Here is an 18,523-nt window from a genome sequence, read left to right on the forward strand (position 1 = left end):
TGGCTGCAGGTCACGTTTCGGCAAATGCGCCCAGCCCAGAACCGACCAGGGAGAAAGCAATGAGCTGTTGTTCTGATGATGGCCGTCCCATGGATGTCAACGACATCCTCGAACGGCTCAAACGTCTGTCGGACGCGGAGGAGTTTTTCGCAGTCCTTGGCGTCTCCTATGACGCGAATGTGCTCGATGTCTCACGGCTCCATATCATGAAGAAAATGGGGCAATACCTCGCCGAAGACGACCTCTCTGATCTCCCCAACCAGGCGGTCGCTGCGCGGGCGCGCGCCATGCTAGAACGCGCCTACGAAGATTTCGCGATGTCGTCGCCGCTCACACATCGAGTCTTCAAGGTGCTCGAGGACAACGACCCAGACAAACCTGCCGCAGGAGGCCGCACATTCGTCCCCCTCGATTCAGTCCTAAAGTCGTTCGAGAGAGAATGAGTGCGGACTGGCTGCGACGCGACAATGTCGCGATTACGACAAATTCGCTCACGATCCAGACGAGCTCAGAGGAAGAAGATCCACATTTCAATTGATAGGGCGAACGCAAGGCGGTTGGCACGAATGGTGCTTCGCTCGGAGATTAACGCCAAGTCTGCCATCGAAGGGAGCAAGAGATCGCCATGCACATCGTAGTCTGTATCAAGCAGGTGCCCGACTCCGCACAGATACGCGTCCACCCTGTCACGAACACGATCATGCGCCAGGGCGTGCCGACCATCATCAACCCCTATGATCTGTTCGCCCTCGAAGAAGCACTCAGATTGCGCGATTCCCACGGCGGCGAGGTCACCGTACTCACCATGGGCCCGCCCCTGGCTGAAGACGCATTGCGCAAGGCACTCACTTATGGCGCCGACCGCGCCATACTTCTGACTGACCGCCATTTTGCCGGTTCAGACACTCTGGCGACCTCCTTTGCTCTTTCTCAAGCAATCGTGAAAATCGGAGAGACCTTCGGCACGCCTGACATCATCTTCACGGGCAAGCAGACGATCGACGGTGACACCGCCCAGGTCGGACCCGGCATCGCCAAGCGCCTCGATCTCCTACAACTCACCTACGTCGCGAAAATCGCCTCCATTGATCTCGCTTCACGCGAAATCACGGTCGACCGACGCTCGGAAGGCGGAACGCAGACGCTAAAGAGCAGGCTCCCTTGCCTCATCACCATGCTGGAAGGCACCAACGAGACTCGCCGCGGCTCGCTCGACGACGCACTCCGCGCTGCGCGCAGCCAAATCGTGAAGTGGAGTGCGGCCGACGCCGGCATTGAAGACCTCACTAAATGTGGCCTGCGCGGTTCGCCCACTGTCGTCAAGCGCGTCTTTGCCCCTGCGGCGCGGGCGGAAAGAGCGGAGCAAATCGACAGCGCGGATAAGACGCTTCACGACCTTGCTGATGAGCTGATCTCCGGAATTTTTGCGCGCCAGCCGGCGCTGGAACGCGAACTCGCCATGAACAGCGGCGCGTGATCGCAAGGAGCAATACTGTTGACCGAGAATCGAAAAAAGCCCTCTCCCCCCGCCAGCGGCGGGCATATCAAGACAGAGCTGCCCGAGCATTTCAGGGACTACCGGCACGTCTGGGTGTTCATCGAGCTCGAGCGGGGCCAAGTCCATCCTGTCTCCTTCGAACTGCTTGGGGAAGGACGCAAGCTCGCCGACGAACTGGGCGTCGAGCTTGCGGGCGTCGTCCTCGGACCGCCCGGCGAGCCCACCCGGTATGCCGTTGCCGAGGCTTTTGCTTATGGCGCCGATCTCGTCTACCTGGTCGAGACTCCGCTACTTGCCGATTACCGCAACGAACCTTTCACCAAGGCGATGACGGATCTGGTCACTGGCTACAAGCCTGAGATTCTGCTCCTCGGCGCGACCACGCTCGGCCGCGATCTCGCGGGTTCCGTGGCGACCACGTTGCTGACGGGGCTCACTGCCGACTGCACCGAACTCGCTGTGGATGCGGATGGTTCCCTCGCGGCGACTCGGCCGACCTTCGGAGGCTCCTTACTCTGCACGATTTACACGCTTAACTGCCGCCCGCAGATGGCAACAGTACGGCCGAGAGTCATGGCCATGCCGCAGCGCGCGAACAAGCCGGTCGGCCGTATCATTCAGCACGACGTCCCGATGATCGAGGAAGAGATCGTCACAAAGGTCCTCGCCTTCTTGTCCGACGGCAAGTCGGCAGAGGCCAATCTCGCCTATGCAGACGTCGTGGTTGCCGGAGGCCTCGGTCTCGGAGCGGCGGAAAACCTGAAGCATTTGAGGAACATCGCCGGAGCCATCGGGGCCGAATGTGGCTGTTCGCGCCCATTGGTTCAAAAGGGTTGGATGCCGGCTGATCGGCAGATCGGCCAGACTGGCAAGACAATCCGGCCGAAGCTCTACATAGCGGCCGGAATTTCCGGCGCTATTCAGCACCGCGTCGGCGTCGGTGGAGCCGACCTCATCGTCGCGATCAACACCGACCCAAACGCACCGATTTTTGACTTCGCCAACATTGGTATTGTCAGCGATGCGATCCGCTTCCTGCCCGCTCTGACGGAAGTTTTCACCCGCCGGCTGGCGCCGCACAATCGCGAGAAGCTTGCGAACTGAGGGAAATGGCATGATCGAAGAACAGTTCGATGCGATTGTGATTGGGGCCGGCATGTCCGGCAATGCTGCTGCTTACACCATGGCAAGCCGAGGCCTGAAGGTCCTGCAGTTGGAGCGCGGTGAATATCCGGGTTCCAAAAATGTCCAAGGTGCCATCATGTATGCGAACATGATGGAGAAAATCATTCCGGATTTCCGAGATCATGCGCCTCTCGAGCGGCATCTGGTTGAGCAGCGCTTCTGGATGATGGACGACACATCCCATATCGGGATGCAGTACCGGTCGGATGAATTCAATGAGATGAACCCCAACCGTTACACCATCATTCGTGCCCAATTCGACAAATGGTTTTCGCGCAAAGTGCGCGAGGTCGGCGCAACAGTTCTATGCGAGACGACTGTGACTGAACTCGCCTGCGACACCGACGGTCGGGTGATCGGCGTCCGCACCGATCGCGCCGGCGACGTGATCCTGGCAGATGTGGTGGTTCTCGCCGAGGGCGTCAATGGACTTCTCGGCACGCGAACCGGATTGCGTGAGACGCCTAAGCCGGAAACCGTCGCACTCGCCGTCAAGGAAATGCATTTCCTGCCCGAAGAGGTGATCGGCCAGCGGTTCGGTCTGAGGGGCAACGAAGGCTGCGTGATCGAGGCAGCCGGAACCATCTCCCGCGGCATGGCCGGGCTCGCCTTCGTCTACACCAACAAGGAGTCGATATCGCTTGGTATCGGCTGCCTTGTCTCCGATTTCGCTGCTACGGCGGAAAGTCCCTATAATCTGCTCGAAAGCTTCAAGAACCATCCGTCGGTCAAGCCGCTGATCGCGGGTTCGGAGATCAAGGAATATGCCGCTCATCTAATTCCGGAAGGTGGCTACAAGGCAATCCCGCAGCTCTTCGGCGACGGCTGGGTTGTTGTGGGCGACGCGGCGCAGCTAAACAATGCCGTGCACCGCGAGGGCTCCAATCTCGCCATGACGTCAGGTCGCATTGCCGGTGAGGCTATCTACCTGATCAAGAGTAGTGGGCAGCGGATGAGAAAGGAGAACCTCGCCCTCTACAAGAAGATGCTGGACAAGTCCTTCGTCATCAAAGACCTGAAGAAATACAAGGATATGCCTGCCCTGATCCATACCAACTCACGCAACTTTTTCATGACCTACCCGAAGTTAATGTCGCAGGCTGCGCAGAACTTCATGCGGGTCGATAGTACCCCGAAAATTGACAAGGAAAGGGCAACCACGGCCGCCTTCATTAAAGCGCGGTCACGCTGGGGACTGGTCAGCGATGCACTTCGCTTCGCATTTGCCTGGCGTTGAAGGAGAGATGAGATGACAATCGCTGTTGCTAAGCTACGGGTGGAAGACAAGCTCTACCAAAATCGTTATCTGGTCGACCCAGGGCGCCCGCACATTAAAGTGCGGCCGCACCAATGGCCGAGCACCAACCTGCTCGCGCTGACGCGCGTTTGTCCGGCCAAGTGCTATGAGTTGAATGAGAAGGGACAAGTGGAAATCACCGTCGACGGCTGCTTGGAGTGCGGCACATGCAGACTACTGTGTGAGAAAAGTGGGGACATCGAGTGGAATTATCCCCAAGGCGGCTACGGTGTCCTTTTTAAGTTCGGATGAGTGGGAGGCACTTCCACAACTCCCTCAACGTCCAAACGGTATTGAATTCTGGGCATTGGAATAAAATGTCTCCAGCGTTCAAAATCCAAAAAAGCGCGTGTGAGGAGCACTTGACAATCTCTGAGGAGTTTCAATGGGTCACATTCTGCGCGATCGGGTCAACGAAAGAGGATGGTCCGATTCCTCCATAAAACCCCAAGCGGATCTCTCGCTCAGCGGAATCTACCAGATATCGAAGGTCCTGACCGCCCCTACCCGGCTCGAGATTACGCTTGCCAATGTCGCGAACACCCTCGCCTTGCTGCTGGATATGCGTCACGGAGCAATCGTCGTCCTGGAAAGAGACGAAGAGCCGGAGTTCGTCGTAACTGCCGGCGTCACGCGCCCGCCTCACTCAAGCAATGACCGAGCGATACCGCAGGCCGTGCTGGACGAGATTGTCGCTACCGAGGCGCCGGTATTCATTCCGGATGTCAGCAAGTCCGACCTATTGCCGGCTGATTTCCAAACGTCTTCAAAGAGTGGCGCCCCACCAACCAGCTTTATAGGTGTCCCGCTAAAGGCAGAGCGCAAAATACTTGGGGCCTTATCGATCTACTGCGTCAGCGACCGCCGCGACGATGACCTACGTTTTCTGACCATGGTCGCCGATCTTATTGGCCGGACCATTTGGCTCCATCGCACCCTAGAGCTGGACGGTCAGCAGCCCGCCCGCGAGCAAGGGAACGGCGAGGCATCTCCTAGCGCGGAGAGACGCGACACCGGTCGGCATCTGCGTGCCAGAATCGGCTGGCTCATCGGGGAAAGTCCGCCAGTCAAACAGGTGCTGGAAACCGTTTCGGCCGTGGCAACGACCAATACAACTGTGCTTCTGAGAGGTGAAAGCGGGACCGGAAAGGAATTCTTTGCACAAGCCATCCATGAGCTTTCACCTCGAAGCAAGAAGCCTTTCGTCAAACTGAACTGCGCCGCACTGTCCGAAGGCGTTCTGGAGTCGGAGCTGTTTGGGCATGAAAAGGGTGCCTTTACCGGTGCCATCTCGCAACGCGCGGGCCGTTTCGAATTGGCGAATGGAGGAACGCTGTTACTTGATGAGATCGGTGAGATTTCGGCTGCCTTTCAAGCCAAGCTGTTGCGCGTCTTGCAGGAAGGCGAACTGGAGCGAGTGGGCGGCACGAAAACGCTTAAGTTCGACGTTCGCCTCATATGCGCCACCAATAGAAATCTTGAGGCAGCTGTCGCCAATGGGGAGTTCAGGGCTGACCTCTATTACCGCATCAGTGTGGTACCGATTGTCTTGCCGCCGCTTAGAGAACGACCCGGCGATATTCAACGGCTTGCAAGGGTCTTCCTCGACCGGTTCAACACGGAGAATGGTCGCGAGCACTCCTTCGAGCCCTCGGCACTTGATGTTCTCTCGCAATGTTATTTCCCCGGAAACGTCCGTGAGCTGGAAAACTGCGTGCGACGGACGGCGACACTCGCGCAGTCAAGGGCTATCGTTGCTTCGGATTTCGCCTGCAAGAACAGTCAGTGCCTCTCATCACTACTCTGGAAAGGAACCGGCTGTGCTGCCGGCGGCAATGCCATTGATGAGCTCAGTCGGAGTAGTAACATTCCGAGCCCCTTGCCGCTTTCGGGCAAACCCGTCCGCGCCTCGCAGAACGACGTCTCTCCCGCCAAGGGCGGCGATCCGAAGGACCCCACTTGCCCCGCTATGGACTCGCGTTTGACGGAGCGCGAGCGGCTGATCGACGCGATGGAGAAGGCCGGCTGGGTACAGGCCAAGGCGGCTCGTATCCTCGGCCTCACGCCGCGTCAGGTGGGCTATGCTCTACGTCGGCTTAGTATTGCAATGAAGAAGTTCTAAGCTGCGAGGAGGCGCGTTGCCCTTCGAGAACAATGTCGAGAGCCTGACAATACCGCATCGAGAGCAGACAGGCAGTTTTCCGACAGGAAGCGCCAACAGGTTGAAGTAAAACGTTTCTTCAAATTGGCACGGCGGTTGCGTTGTGACCAACATCGTTGACCAGCCACGGAGCCGTTTATGTCCGCACGGATGACTTCGCTTGAGAGCCTCACCAGAACGACATCCTTAGACCACTTGCAGACGACCGCGAAATCCGATGGCTGTGCAACCTCCTCCTGCGGTTCCCCCTTCCAGCCCGATGATGTGAACTCAGCTGTCTGGGAGAAGATCAAGGATCATCCCTGTTACTCAGAAGAAGCCCACCACTATTTTGCGCGAATGCACGTAGCGGTTGCGCCTGCCTGTAACATCCAGTGCCACTACTGCAATCGCAAATTTGACTGCGCCAATGAAAGCCGGCCTGGTGTCGTCTCTGAGAAGTTGACGCCAGACCAGGCGCTACGCAAAGTCATTGCGGTCGCCAATGAGGTGCCGCAGCTTTCCGTGCTCGGCATCGCCGGACCGGGCGATGCCTGCTACGACTGGAGGAAGACTAAGGAGACATGTGAACGGGTCGCCAAGGAAATCCCCGATATCAAGCTTTGTATCTCCACGAACGGCCTGGCCTTGGCGGAACATGTCGACGAACTCGCTGAAATGAATGTGGACCACGTGACGATCACCATTAACATGGTGGATCCGGAAATTGGCGCAAAGATATATCCTTGGATTTTTCATGATCACCGCCGCTACACCGGAATCGAAGCAGCCAAGATCCTGCACAAACGGCAGATGCTGGGCTTGGAGATGCTGACCGAGCGTGGCATTCTCACCAAGATCAATTCGGTGATGATTCCCGGCGTCAACGACGAACACCTCATCGAGGTGAACAAATGGGTCAAGGAGCGTGGCGCGTTCCTGCACAATGTAATGCCGCTGATTTCCGACCCCGCGCACGGTACTCATTACGGCCTGACCGGGCAGCGCGGCCCACGCACGATCGAACTGAAGGCGCTTCGAAATAGTCTCGAAGGTGGTCCCAGGTTGATGCGCCATTGCCGGCAGTGCCGGGCCGATGCTGTCGGCCTGCTCGGGGAGGATCGAGGCCGGGAATTCACGCTCGACCAGGTTCCCGGTGAGATCACCTACGACGCTCGCAAGCGCGAGGCCTATCGGGTGGTGGTCGCCCGCGAGCAAGGCGACTACATAGCGGCCAAGAACGACGCGATCGGGATGATCAAGGATGCAGGTTCCGGCGGGTCGCTTCTCGTGGCGGTGGCGACCAAAGGCGGCGGTCGCATCAACGAACACTTCGGTCATGCCAAGGAATTCCAAGTTTATGAAGCCTCGGCAATGGGAGTCAAGTTTGTGGAGCACCGCAAGGTCGAGCAGTACTGCCTTGGCGGCTGGGGCGAAGAGACCACACTCGAGCGTGTCCTCGCTGTGCTCGAAGGGATAGATATCCTCCTATGCGCCAAAATCGGAGATTGTCCCAAGCATCAGCTCTCAGAAGCTGGTCTCCGTATAACAGACGCCTTTGGCTATGACTACATCGAGACGGCCATCAGCACGCTTTACGCCGCCGAGTTTGGGGCTGAACCACTGCCGACCGGGGCTTCAGCCTCTCATCCAACCGAAACCAGGAGCTGAAGAATGTCCTTCAGGATCGTCGCATCCCAATGCACCCAGTGCGGAGCCTGCGAGTTCGAATGCCCTTCCGGCGCGATCAAGTTCAAGGGCGAAGCCTACGTGATCGATCCGAACAAGTGCACCGAGTGCGAGGGAGTCTTCGAGTTACAGCAATGTGCCTCCGTCTGTCCGGTGCCGGACACCTGTGTTCCCGCTGAACTTTAATCCGGTTGCCGACATGACGGGGTCTTCTTGAACTCCTTTATCGACACGCTGCAGCTCAGGAAGGACAACGGTGATGGGCCTTGGACGCGAACAGGAAGTCGAGATCCGCAACCCTCCGCGATTTATGCCGGGTGAGCGGGTCCGTGCCACACGCCACGTAATGAATGACGGCACCTATCCTGGGAAAGATATCGGAGAGAACTTGGTACGAAAAGGCGACGAGGGTTATGTGCGCGACGTTGGCACCTTTCTCCAGCAGTTCTACATCTATGCCGTCGAATGGATCGATTGCGGCAACCTCGTCGGCATGCGCGCGCGCGAACTGGTGAGTGTCGACGTTCCCGGGTTCGGCGTTGCCAAAACCGCCATCGGTCTCAACCAAAGGACAGCCCTATGAAGGTCATGATCCGCAGAACGAGCGCCGGTTTGACGGCGTATGTTCCGAAGAAAGATCTCGAAGAGCCGATCGTAAAGTTCGAGAACGAAGGCCTGTGGGGCGGGGTTATAACGCTACGAAACGGCTGGCGATTCGCCCTGCCCCACCTCCCGCGGGATACGCGTCTGCCGGTCACCATCGAGGCGAGGAAGATTTCCGATGACGACTGACGCTGCACAGCTTGGCAATTGTGAGCAGCCAAGGGAAACCGCAATGAACACGATCTTGACCCCTGACGGTCTGTTGGTCGTCCGCAATAATGACGCCGAAAGATGGCTTGATTTACTGAAGAAGGCGATCGCCGCCGATGAGATCATCCCTTATCTCGGTCCAGGGCTCTTGCAGCTCAACTGCGCGGAACCGCCTGTACCGAATACGCCGGAAGTCGTTGCCGCAGCACTCAATGCGCGAACGCCCGCTCCTTCCAAGATCCGCACCAATATGTGGTCGGTCGCGCAGTTCATCGAGCAGCGCCGACATCGCCGGACCCTTCAAACCTGGCTGGCCGAGATATTCGCCCCACCGGTTGCGCCGACCATCCTTCACGACTGGCTTGCAAATCAGTCACTCTCTCTCATCGTCGATAGCTGGTACGACGCGACGATGCGCGCAGCCCTCGTGGAGACCCGGCGGACGGACGTAGTCGAGATACAAGGCGTCTCACGGGCGACCGAAATGGGTAACATTTGGACAAAGACCTACGGTTTGACCGGAAAGGAACTCGGAGCCAGACCACAGGCAAGAACGGTTCTCTACACGCCCCACGGCAGCATTAGGCCGGCCGCGAACTTCCTTGTGTCGGATTCCGACTATGTGGAAGTCTTAACAGAAATTGACATCCAGACGCCCATCCCGGAAGTGGTGAAGGAACGGCGTACCGCCCGCGGTTTTTTCTTCGTCGGGTGCCGCTTCAACGACCAGATGCTGCGCATTTTCGCTCGGCAATTGATGAAGCGCTCCAAAGGCCCACATTTTGCAGTCGTTGATGCGGAAACGCTGACCAAAACCGAACGCCGTTTCCTATCTGCAAGCGCAACCACGGTGATCGACATGCCTATGGGTGAAGCCGTTGCATATCTTGTCGGATGAAGTTCAACGAAGGGGTGCGGCAAGGCATCAAAAGCAACGTTGCCATGCGTGCCGGCCTCGATGCCGGCGCGGAAGTTCCTGAGCTTGCGGTAAACCCAGCGGCTTTTGACCATGTCTTCGACCTTGAGGCCGCACTTCTTGTGGAAGGCCATGTCACGCACGCCCCAGGCCTTGGCCTGTCTCAGATTGGCGCGGCTGGCAAAGCCGCCGTCGGCGGCGGCCTGACGCGGCGCCTGGTGACTATCGGGCCATTAACGCGCAGTGGCATGCTGATCGAGCAGCACGACGGCCGAAGGCAGGCAAGCTGACAACCAATCCTGCTCTTCATGACTACGTGCAAAACCGGCTCGCCGGGCTCGTGAGGGCGAGCCTACATGCCGCGAGAGACGCACGCCGGAGGTGAGCAGGCATCCACCGGCGGGTCCTTCGCTTCGAATTGAATGATTGTTTGCCAGATCGCACTCAGCGCGGGCTTTCTTTCCGCTTCAATCTCTACTGTTGCGTCATAGGTGACCATCAGCATGCCTGCGCCGCGGAAGCGGGCGTCGGCCAAGGCGAAGCGGCCGCGCACCCGTGCTCCGCTTTTGACCGGCGCCATGAAGCGCACTTTATCGAAGCCGTAATTGATGCCCATCGTCTGCTCACGAATCTTGGGCAGGCAATTGTAGCTCATCGCCGAAAGCAGCGAGAGCGACAGGAAGCCATGTGCGATCGCGCCGCCGAAGGGCGTCTCCGCCGCCGCGCGCGCCGGGTCGGTGTGGATGAACTGGAAGTCGCCCGTCGTCTCGGCGAAGTTATCGATGGTCGTTTGTGTCACGACTATCCAGTCGGAGACGCCGATCTCCTTGCCGATCAGTTCCTTGACATCGAAAAGCGAGATTTCTTGCGTCATTTAGTTTAGTCATCCTGATGAGGGCCTCGCAGTCGAACTGTACTTGTTGAGGCTTTAGAACGCGACGATAACATTGCAGAAAGCACTGAAGTAGTTGCTAAGGCTACGATTGAGTGCCGCATCGCGAGCTCGTCGCGATTGATCGCGGCGTCAGTGGCATGAAACGCCCCTTGAGATGGTGATCGTGGGCCAATAACCAACTGTCGACACAGGACGACAATGGTGCGCCCAAAAACTTCCTGTCTGTGTTGTCTACAGCTTCATCTTTATTCTAATAACATTTTGAGAAGATTTCAAAATGGATTGTTTAAATGACAGCAATCCACATCCTGAATATAAGCTCTTTGGAGGCCATGATCTCAGTTCGTCCGAGTTATGGCTGAGACGAAAGCCCCGCGCATTCACGAATCACTCTGGGGGCAATGATCTCGCATCAATGCCGCAGTCCCCCATCCCACACGGAGACGTCATGCCTGAGGCCTCCTGCTTAATTATTTCACGCATCCAGATGCTTGCCGGATCACTGTTGTGAAGGGCGGGCCATTGCATGGCCACGGTGAAGGCGCTGAACGGCAGCGGCAGTTCGGCAATTCGTAGGGGAAATCTTTTTGCGAAATGCTCAACCAGCCGCAAGGGGATGGTCGCTATTCGGTCTGTGCCCGATAGCACCGGCGGAATCATGCTGAAGCCTTGAACGACGACTTCGATGCGCCTTCTAAGGCCGTGCTCGAGCAAATACCATTCGTCGACGTTTCGCGCATTCCCGAATTTGGCCGCAACGTGCCCCATCGACATGTATTTCTCGAATGTAAGCGGCTGCTCCAGCTGCTTATTGGTGCGACAGCCCACGCACACGAGTGTCTCGTCGAACAATGCCGCTATAGGTTGCCCGCCCGACATGAAAATTTCCGGAAGAATTAGAAGATCGACGTCGCCGCGCCGGAGAAGCTTGCAGGGCTCGTCCGCAGGAGGCAGCAATTCGAAGCTGATGGACGGCGCCTCCCGCGCAACTCGCTCCACGATCTTTTCGAAAAATACGAGCGTGACGTGGTCGGAAAGGATGATCCTGAAACGGCGATGCGATTGGGCTGGGTTAAAATGATCCCACGCAATAATGGAGAACTGAATGTGCAGCAAAGCCTCGCGCACCACGGGAGCTAGTCGTTCCGCACGCGGTGTTAGGATAAGTTCGCGGCCAACCATCGTAAACAGCTCATCTCGGAAATAGGCGCGCAACCGGGCGACTGCCGCGCTCATGGCCGGCTGACTCAGGTTAATGCTGCGAGCCGCCGCGGTGAGTTTACGTTCCGTCGTCAGAGCGTCGAGCGCGACGAGGAGATTTAGGTCAAGGCCCTTGAACCGCATGTCATCGTTTATCCATGGCGTTATGGCGAAAGGTGAGGTCGGAATTGAACTGCACTTCCAGCTCAAGCTGGAGTACTGGAGGATGTCATCAGCAAGATCGAACTGACTGCATGGAAAGAAGTAACAAGCCTCTCACCGGAGGCAGGACAGCTGCGAGACGACTTCGATCTAGTTGACTGCAGCAACACAGGCCGGGATACCGAATTTGGCATGGAGCCGATAAACCCCGCCTCGACCGAGGCGGCATCTGCTCAAACCGACGTAGGCCAAGCGCAAGCTTGATATCTGTGCCGTCTATTCCGTTTCCAATGATGGCGGAGTGAGCTACGGCTGGCCGCTAGTCCGCCGCGATCGACGCTTCAATGTTTGGGATGGCGCAGAGGGAAACATCGGCGATACGAGTCCCACCGTTCGTGATGTGCATCCGTTCCGGGACAGCTCGGCAACCTCGCCCTTGGACGGGACGATTGATGACCGACCGCGAGAATGTGGTTGTCAGGGAACTCCTGAGAAAAAACGGACGTCGGCGCCCGCCCGAAGATATCCGGTTCTAAGTGGCAGTACAGAATGCCATCGATCCAATTCACCATCTTACGCCTGCGGTCTCCCTATAAGATCTGCCTCGTCTGCTCCCGCCGGGCACTGTTACCGGGAACTAGTGGGGGAACCGAGCGAGGTTACCAATCCGCGGCCAATGCTTAAACGACACGACTCAATGAGCTGGCCTAGCGCGCTAAGTGCCGGTCTCCGAGTGAATGCAGCAATCCAAAAGATTGGTAAAATCAATTGTTTGGATGAACTATATTCGCGCAGTGGATGTGAAAGCCTGCAATTCTAACTGAGAATGGGCCTCGGAAAGACGTCAAGGACAGCAGCAGCTTGCGAGGCGACGCGTGATCAAGGCGAATATAGGCGACGATGATCAATGCCTCGGCTGAGGCGAAGCCACGCAAAAGTGCGGCATTAGGTAGCAAAAACCACCAGACCTGAAACGGCATCCCGACTACCTTGGGTCCAGTTAAAACGGGGCCTCGAATGAGTGTAGCGTACGAGTTGAAGCAGAAGCGGGCCGCCTTGACCGAAAGGTTGCAGCAGCTTGAAAGAGAGCGGGTCGACATCCAGGAACTGATGGGCGCGCTGGATCGTATCATCCTGAGCTATGAGCCTGACTACCGAGCGTCGGCGCTGCCGCAGACGGGACGTCTCGATCGGTCTCGAAAGGTCAAGGCGTCGTCATCCGAGGTGAAAGCGGCGATGAACGGCGTAAACAAGCGCCAAGCCGTATTGGAGGTCCTCCGCGAAATAGGAGAACCGATTTCGGTGACTGACTGGGCCGCGAAGTTTGTAACCAAGCTCAGCATCCCGAACGACCCAGAGAACCTCTCGGTCATCGCACATCGCCTGTCGGCAGTCCTGACCCAACTAACGACTGCAGGACGCGTGCGGCAATCGGGTCAGTTCGACGGCCGGAAGGTTCTGTGGGAGGTCGCCGCTTAGCCTCCCCAGATCAGGTCAGGCGGCTTGTTGCCCTGCCAGTACCCGCACAGATAGCGCGATGTCGGGCGGGACAGTGCCTTGCCTAACACCTGGAACGTATGGCCTCGGTTACTCACCTGCCGACTATCCTCACGCGACGCGAGTTCGGCTACGTACCAGTCGAAATACTTCAACGAAAACCGGTGGTGAATGCCGACGTAGGCTCGTTGGACCCTTGAGAAGAAGCTCTCGACCTGATTGGTGTTTGTGCCATCGTCGGTCTGATAGGCATTCGAGTGGTTGACGCGCTGTAGCTTGTTCAGGCCAGTCAGGTCGTTGTAGCTGCCGTGCTTCAGCGAAGACCGTTGCTTCCCGCGACACGTGATCCCGGACGGCCGCCCAGGCTGCATTGCTGTCCTCGTCCTGAATAATTCGGGTGAACGTCTGCCCGCCCAGTCCGCGCTGGCGGATGGCGAGGGCGCACAGACGCTTCATGTTCTGGTATTTCTTGAGCCGGCGATCGATGCGGTCCTCGGCCTTGTTCTCAGGACGGATGTGGCCGCCGGCATACTTGCCGTCAATCTCGACCTCGCCATCGAGCCGCATCTCCTCCCTGCGCCAGGCGATAGCCTCGCGCAGCTTCATGAGAAGGACCCAGGCGGACTTGTATTGGACGCCGATCTCGCGCGAGAGCTGGAGCGCCGCCTTGCCTTTCACCGAGTTCGCCGAGAACCAGATGGCGATGAGCATTTTCTTGAAGCTCAGCTTGCGCGCATGGAAGACCGTGCCCGACGTGACGCTGAACACGGCCTTGCAGGTCTTCTCAGTGCACTTGAAGCGATTACGGCTCATCGTGTGGCACCGTACCGTTCCGCACTTTGGGCAGTAAGGTTCGCCCCCGGTCTCGGCCAGCGAAGGCGCTTAAACCAGTTGTAAGCAGTCGTATCCCGCATCTTGGCGAGATCGAGCACCGTCAGCGTTCGGCACTCTGGCGACAGCAGGAAATGCTGGCCCTTGGGTGTGTCTTCGGGGTTCGCCATCGCTCAACCCCTCCGCGATCCCGAGGAAGGCCGGGCGTATCTCCAAGCCCCCGCCCAAGGCATTGACGGTCAACACCTCAGCGTGGGAGCGATGGGCAATGGCGGCGGTTGCGATGAGGGTCGTGTTCAGGCTCCAGAGGTCGACGGCAGGCACAACAGATCGGCGACCGACCATGGCCGCGGGGGATCAGAGCTGTATGCGTATCGTCCTGAACATGCCCAAGTTTTTACCTGGAATCCGCCCAGGAGTCGATCGGGACGAAGAACAAATAGTTAATTGAAAAAACTGCGATACGCGCTCTGCTGCCTCGCTCGAGAGATAAGACCAAGCCACGCACCCGTGTATGTGAACCAATATTCAACCGAGAGCGGGTAATGGCTGCTTCTATGGATTGCAAAGAAAAGGCTTGTCCCCATGAACCATTTTTGGTACACCTCGTTATGAAGAAAGCAGTCGATCGACCCAAGAAGACAATCGTCGCGGAATTCTATCAGACGCCGAGAGGGAAGGAGCCTGTTCGAGAATGGCTTAAAGCCCTAACGTTAGACGAGCGCCAAGCGATAGCGGTCGAAGTCCGAACGGCTGAGTATGGGTGGCCGTTAGGGATGCCTACTTGCGATGGCCTTGGCGACGGTCTTTGGGAGGTTAGGATCACTCTCAAGGATAAGATCGCCAGGGTGTTCTTCTACATGGAAGGATCGCGAATGATCCTTCTGCACGGGATCATAAAGAAAGACCAAGTGCCCCCGAAAGTCGACGTCGATACTGCACGGGATAGAAAACGAGAGTCCGAACGACGACTTGAGCAACTGAAGAAGAAAAAGGAACGCGAAAAATGAGCGAAGATGACCTTAGGAGCCCTATCGGCTCGAGCTTCGAGAGCTTCTTGGAGGAAGAAGGCATCCTTGACGAAGTTGATGAACTCGCCATCAAGAAAGTGATCGCTTGGCAAATGGAGCAGAACATCGCCGAGCGGGGAATGTCGAAGTCGGAATTCGCGGATGCGATGAAAACGAGCCGGACGCAGGTGAATCGCCTTCTTGATCCGGTGAACACGAGCATCTCGATGCACACCCTGTGCAGGGCTGCGGCCGTGTTCGGCAAGAGCCTCCGTATCGAATTCGTAGATAGGGAAGAGAAGCACATAGCCGCCTGATCGCGTGCTTCCAGAAACTGATTGAAGGCCGGCCACTTGCCAAGCGGTCGGCCTTCAATCTTTGGTGCAGGACCTCACGGAGCCGGGTAGTAATTCCTCTTCGGCCCGAAGCAACCGCCCGTGTCACCAACCAGAGTCCAGCATCCAACGTTATCCGCGACGGTTTTCTGTTTTAGTTCAAACACATAAGCCATTTTTTTGGTGGCCTTTGCTACCTAATGCCGCAAAAGTGCGTTCAACAGAACCTCAAAGCCCTTCGCCTTGTCAGTGCGCGTGAAGATTTCCCGCGTCCAGCGGCCGATCTTCTCGCCTTTTCACTTCGTCACCGGTGGCGCAGCGATTTCATGCGTGGCGGTGTGGCGCCTGGGCCCGGCGCCTGTGAAGAGAGAGGTGGCGCTGCGCGTGGTCACGCCCTTGCTCGAAGCGCCCGTCGCCGCCCGGCAGGACGATCGCGTCCGGATGCTTCTTCGGCAACGGGAGGGAGTCCGCGCCCCTACACAATCCGACCTATGATTTCACTGATGATGGGCTTATATTTGGGGCAAAGTTTCATGCGAGCATCGTCCGAACAATTTTCTTTTTGGGCTGCAGAAACTCTCATTTGTCAAGGCGGCTCTAAAGCGGTAATCAAGTGTGCTTGGCGCACATCTTGCGATCCTCGGCCATTGAACCTGCAGGAGCGTTGAAAGCAGGGATACTGAGTCCGGAGAATACATGATGGAAAATAGCGCCGATAATGCAGTTTTTCGATATCGTGGCTCGACGTTCGATAGCATGATCGAAACCCTCGGAGGGGTTTTCGGCACATTCGACGCCGCACTCGTCGATCGTGCTCAAGACTTCCATTGGGGCCTCGATCTTACGGCCTGCGAAAGCGCAGTATTGATTACGGGTTATCATCAGACAGGGTTTCAGTTCCGCACTCAGTGGTATTCCGATGCAACAGAGTACCTATCGCTTGTGGTGCCGCGCAGAGGTGGCATGGGGGTTACGTACGGCTCGCGCATGTCTGAAGCCGGACAAGGCAAATTGCTTCTTTACAGGAATTTCGAGCCTGACATCATCTCAATGCATGGGCAATCCAACCTGATTGATGAGTTGCTGCTTAATTGGTCTTTGATCCAACGGACCATTGGCGAAACTTTCGATGTGCCGTTTAATGGCTCGCTCGACCTGTTGCCCGAAGTGGATCTCTCAACTCCAGTTGGTAGGACAATCGGCAAAATCGCGGAAGCGATCATCGACGGAATACGCGATAATGGGCCCCTCATTCAGTCTCCCGTAGCGATGTCACATATTACGCAGACGCTAGCCGATGTTGTAATAAGGATGGTGCCTCATCGGTTGTCGCATCTCATAGATAAGATGCCCCGCATGATTGCTCCCGGACATGTCCGCCGCGGGATCGAGTTCATGCACGCCAATATCAACCGGCCAATTACAATGCCCATAGTGGCCGAAGCAGCTGGTGTTTCTACCCGAGCACTCGAAGCGGGTTTTCGTGCTTTTAAGGAAACAACACCTGCAGCCTATTTACAGATGCTTCGGTTACGGGCAGCACGGGAGGACCTGCTCGATCCAGAAAACCGTATGCTTGTGAAAGAAATCTGCCTGAGATGGGGATTCTTTCAGTTCGGGAGGTTCTCCGCAGTTTATAGGGCACACTATGGAGAAGATCCGTCCGAAACAAGGAGACGCGTCTGCGGATCACATTCTCGTAGGTCTTCCTGACAGGCGCTCACGCCGAAGCCGGCGCGCGCGACCGTTCCGCTGGCAGAGCGCCCCAGGTCGTCGTCGATCACCTCAATGTCGCTGAAGCCGCCTTGTCGCGCGACGTCAACAAGATCGTACTGCCGTCGCTGGCTTTCCAGATTGGTCATAACCTGCGACTGCGTGGATTGCCGCGCATAAACGACTGCCTTGCGCGCGAGCAGCGCTGTCGGAATCAAATCGGTGCTGGTCATCGTTGAGCTCCTCGGTGACCAGACCGGCCGCCTGCATTAGCAGGCAAGCCAGAGTTGATACCGCCTTCTTGCGGTCCTCGTCGCTCAGTCCGTCGAGCGTCCGGGGTTTGAATATCAGGTCGAGCTGCCGGCCTGACGCCGGCATCAGCGTATTGCGGGATCTCATCGTCTTCCTCCTGAGTAATTCTACGTCCACCCCGAAATCGAGACCACGACACCTGCGGGCGCCAAAACCCTCAGACACCGACCAGTCGCTCGTTCTTCGACGCCGCGAATGGAAACCCTCTGGCCCAAATACGGATGCCATCGATAATGAACCTCGACTTCATTGCCCACCCGAGGATATCGGCGGACCGTGGGGCTATCGAGAGTTCATAGAAGCGCTTGCTGATCCCGATCATGAACGCCATGAAGAACTCATCGAAGGGTGGGGCGGCAACCAATTCGACACCGATGTCATCGACAAACCCGCGATCGAACTCGCCCTCCTGGCTCTCGCCAAGAAATGGACCCGCAAACTACGCTCAAAAACCTGAAGGACGTAGCCTGCGGTCTTCGCCGGACGGTTACGTCGCTCCTCGCTATTGACCGACCTTGATGCGGTGCCGTCGACCGCCAGACGCTCTCGACCGAACAGGTCGAGCTACCGGCATGGGATGACGAAAGGCCGAGCATTCACGCGCTGAAAATCGGCGCGACGCGAGGTTGGATCGCTCGCATTGCCCACCGCGCGTCCGCAATCTGACACCGGTATATCCAGATTCGCGTTCAATGTGCAATTCGCGCATGAAAGTTCCATACCTCACTACTAAAGACAATTTGTATCACTAACAAGAAATTCTGATAGGTGACTATGGATAAAGAGACATGCGGTTCAAGGGCCTTGATCTAAATCTCCTGGTCGTGCTCGACGCTTTGATGGCCAAGCGTAATCTCACGGCAGCGGCACGCAGCATTAACCTGAGCCAGCCGGCCATGAGCGCGTCGGTCGCCCGGTTGCGCGCCTATTTCCAAGATGAGCTGTTTACGATGGTTGGCCGCGAATTTATCCCTACGCCGCGTGCCGAAGGGCTCGCGTCCGCGGTGCGCGAGGCTCTGCTGCACATTCA

General features: G+C 57.3%; 19 protein-coding genes and 5 pseudogenes. 18 read left to right on the forward strand and 6 right to left on the reverse strand.

Annotated features, from left to right (window positions below):
• The first annotated feature begins 59 nt into the window (after positions 1-59).
• From nifW to OLZ32_RS32965, 11 genes are all read left to right on the forward strand, one after another.
• Complete coding sequence (gene nifW, locus OLZ32_RS32915; RefSeq protein ID WP_264424496.1) at positions 60-443, forward strand: nitrogenase stabilizing/protective protein NifW; 384 nt, start codon at positions 60-62, stop codon at positions 441-443.
• Between the two features lie 182 nt (positions 444-625).
• Positions 626-1,477 carry an electron transfer flavoprotein subunit beta/FixA family protein gene (locus OLZ32_RS32920; RefSeq protein ID WP_264424497.1) on the forward strand — a complete coding sequence of 284 codons (852 nt, stop codon included), beginning with the start codon at positions 626-628 and terminating at the stop codon, positions 1,475-1,477.
• A gap of 15 nt (positions 1,478-1,492) precedes the next feature.
• Complete coding sequence (locus OLZ32_RS32925; RefSeq protein ID WP_264424534.1) at positions 1,493-2,602, forward strand: electron transfer flavoprotein subunit alpha/FixB family protein; 1,110 nt, start codon at positions 1,493-1,495, stop codon at positions 2,600-2,602.
• Positions 2,603-2,612: 10 nt separating this feature from the next.
• Positions 2,613-3,920, forward strand: a complete 1,308-nt coding sequence (locus OLZ32_RS32930; protein WP_264424498.1) for an FAD-dependent oxidoreductase — start codon at positions 2,613-2,615, stop codon at positions 3,918-3,920.
• Positions 3,921-3,932: 12 nt separating this feature from the next.
• A complete protein-coding gene (locus tag OLZ32_RS32935) occupies positions 3,933-4,232 on the forward strand; it encodes a ferredoxin family protein (RefSeq protein WP_264424500.1) in 300 nt (99 codons plus the stop codon).
• Between the two features lie 133 nt (positions 4,233-4,365).
• The gene (gene nifA / locus OLZ32_RS32940; protein WP_264424502.1) at positions 4,366-6,102 is read left to right on the forward strand and encodes a nif-specific transcriptional activator NifA; all 1,737 of its coding nucleotides are present in this window, start codon (positions 4,366-4,368) and stop codon (positions 6,100-6,102) included.
• Positions 6,103-6,279: 177 nt separating this feature from the next.
• On the forward strand, positions 6,280-7,791 hold the full coding sequence (nifB, locus tag OLZ32_RS32945) for a nitrogenase cofactor biosynthesis protein NifB (RefSeq protein WP_264424503.1): 1,512 nt from the start codon (positions 6,280-6,282) through the stop codon (positions 7,789-7,791).
• 3 nt (positions 7,792-7,794) lie between these two features.
• The gene (locus OLZ32_RS32950) at positions 7,795-7,995 is read left to right on the forward strand and encodes a 4Fe-4S binding protein (RefSeq protein ID WP_264424504.1); all 201 of its coding nucleotides are present in this window, start codon (positions 7,795-7,797) and stop codon (positions 7,993-7,995) included.
• 73 nt (positions 7,996-8,068) lie between these two features.
• Positions 8,069-8,392, forward strand: a complete 324-nt coding sequence (locus tag OLZ32_RS32955) for a nitrogen fixation protein NifZ (protein ID WP_264424505.1) — start codon at positions 8,069-8,071, stop codon at positions 8,390-8,392.
• Complete coding sequence (gene nifT / locus OLZ32_RS32960; protein ID WP_264424506.1) at positions 8,389-8,601, forward strand: putative nitrogen fixation protein NifT; 213 nt, start codon at positions 8,389-8,391, stop codon at positions 8,599-8,601. The genes OLZ32_RS32955 and nifT overlap by 4 nt, the downstream gene beginning before the upstream one ends.
• Before the next feature lie 43 nt (positions 8,602-8,644).
• Entirely contained in the window at positions 8,645-9,520 is an 876-nt protein-coding gene (locus OLZ32_RS32965; protein WP_264424507.1) for an SIR2 family NAD-dependent protein deacylase, read from the forward strand.
• A 50-nt stretch (positions 9,521-9,570) separates the two neighbouring features.
• Here the strand turns inward: OLZ32_RS32965 and OLZ32_RS32970 are convergent.
• Positions 9,571-9,756, reverse strand: a pseudogene (locus tag OLZ32_RS32970) (ISNCY family transposase); the annotation flags it as partial.
• Between OLZ32_RS32970 and OLZ32_RS39500 the strand changes: the two are divergent.
• Positions 9,723-9,881: pseudogene (locus tag OLZ32_RS39500) on the forward strand (IS30 family transposase); the annotation flags it as partial. The pseudogenes OLZ32_RS32970 and OLZ32_RS39500 sit on opposite strands and share 34 nt — an antisense overlap.
• A gap of 9 nt (positions 9,882-9,890) precedes the next feature.
• On the opposite strand, the gene OLZ32_RS32975 reads toward OLZ32_RS39500, so the two are convergent.
• Together OLZ32_RS32975 and OLZ32_RS32980 are read right to left on the reverse strand one after the other, a co-directional pair.
• Positions 9,891-10,412 (reverse strand): MaoC family dehydratase, encoded by a 522-nt coding sequence (locus OLZ32_RS32975; RefSeq protein WP_264424508.1) that lies wholly within the window; start codon positions 10,410-10,412, stop codon positions 9,891-9,893.
• A 408-nt stretch (positions 10,413-10,820) separates the two neighbouring features.
• Entirely contained in the window at positions 10,821-11,777 is a 957-nt protein-coding gene (locus tag OLZ32_RS32980) for a LysR family transcriptional regulator (RefSeq protein ID WP_264424509.1), read from the reverse strand.
• Positions 11,778-12,851: 1,074 nt separating this feature from the next.
• Here OLZ32_RS32980 and OLZ32_RS32985 point away from each other — a divergent pair.
• On the forward strand, positions 12,852-13,274 hold the full coding sequence (locus tag OLZ32_RS32985) for a hypothetical protein (protein ID WP_264424511.1): 423 nt from the start codon (positions 12,852-12,854) through the stop codon (positions 13,272-13,274).
• On the opposite strand, the gene OLZ32_RS39505 is transcribed toward OLZ32_RS32985, so the two are convergent.
• Positions 13,271-13,663, reverse strand: a complete 393-nt coding sequence (locus tag OLZ32_RS39505; RefSeq protein ID WP_406649218.1) for a transposase — start codon at positions 13,661-13,663, stop codon at positions 13,271-13,273. The two genes, OLZ32_RS32985 and OLZ32_RS39505, sit on opposite strands and share 4 nt — an antisense overlap.
• A pseudogene (locus tag OLZ32_RS32990) lies at positions 13,620-14,105 on the reverse strand (transposase); the annotation flags it as partial. The pseudogene OLZ32_RS32990 and the gene OLZ32_RS39505, both read right to left, overlap by 44 nt.
• Before the next feature lie 563 nt (positions 14,106-14,668).
• Between OLZ32_RS32990 and OLZ32_RS32995 the strand changes: the two are divergent.
• The 3 genes from OLZ32_RS32995 to OLZ32_RS33005 all read left to right on the forward strand — a co-directional run bounded on the left by OLZ32_RS32995 (position 14,669) and on the right by OLZ32_RS33005 (position 17,181).
• Positions 14,669-15,133 carry a type II toxin-antitoxin system RelE/ParE family toxin gene (locus tag OLZ32_RS32995; RefSeq protein WP_264424514.1) on the forward strand — a complete coding sequence of 155 codons (465 nt, stop codon included), beginning with the start codon at positions 14,669-14,671 and terminating at the stop codon, positions 15,131-15,133.
• Positions 15,130-15,450, forward strand: coding sequence for a helix-turn-helix domain-containing protein (locus OLZ32_RS33000; RefSeq protein WP_264424516.1), 321 nt, complete (start codon positions 15,130-15,132; stop codon positions 15,448-15,450). Before OLZ32_RS32995 ends, OLZ32_RS33000 begins: the two co-directional genes overlap by 4 nt.
• A gap of 714 nt (positions 15,451-16,164) precedes the next feature.
• On the forward strand, positions 16,165-17,181 hold the full coding sequence (locus OLZ32_RS33005) for a helix-turn-helix transcriptional regulator (protein ID WP_264396752.1): 1,017 nt from the start codon (positions 16,165-16,167) through the stop codon (positions 17,179-17,181).
• Between the two features lie 14 nt (positions 17,182-17,195).
• Here OLZ32_RS33005 and OLZ32_RS33010 read toward each other — a convergent pair.
• Positions 17,196-17,414: pseudogene (locus OLZ32_RS33010) on the reverse strand (recombinase family protein); the annotation flags it as partial.
• A 152-nt stretch (positions 17,415-17,566) separates the two neighbouring features.
• Here OLZ32_RS33010 and OLZ32_RS33015 point away from each other — a divergent pair.
• The gene (locus OLZ32_RS33015; protein WP_264424518.1) at positions 17,567-17,950 is read left to right on the forward strand and encodes a plasmid pRiA4b ORF-3 family protein; all 384 of its coding nucleotides are present in this window, start codon (positions 17,567-17,569) and stop codon (positions 17,948-17,950) included.
• Positions 17,951-18,281: 331 nt separating this feature from the next.
• Positions 18,282-18,523: pseudogene (gene nodD2, locus OLZ32_RS33020) on the forward strand (transcriptional regulator NodD2); the annotation flags it as partial.

Source organism: Rhizobium acaciae (assembly GCF_025941625.1).
GTDB lineage: Bacteria > Pseudomonadota > Alphaproteobacteria > Rhizobiales > Rhizobiaceae > Rhizobium > Rhizobium acaciae.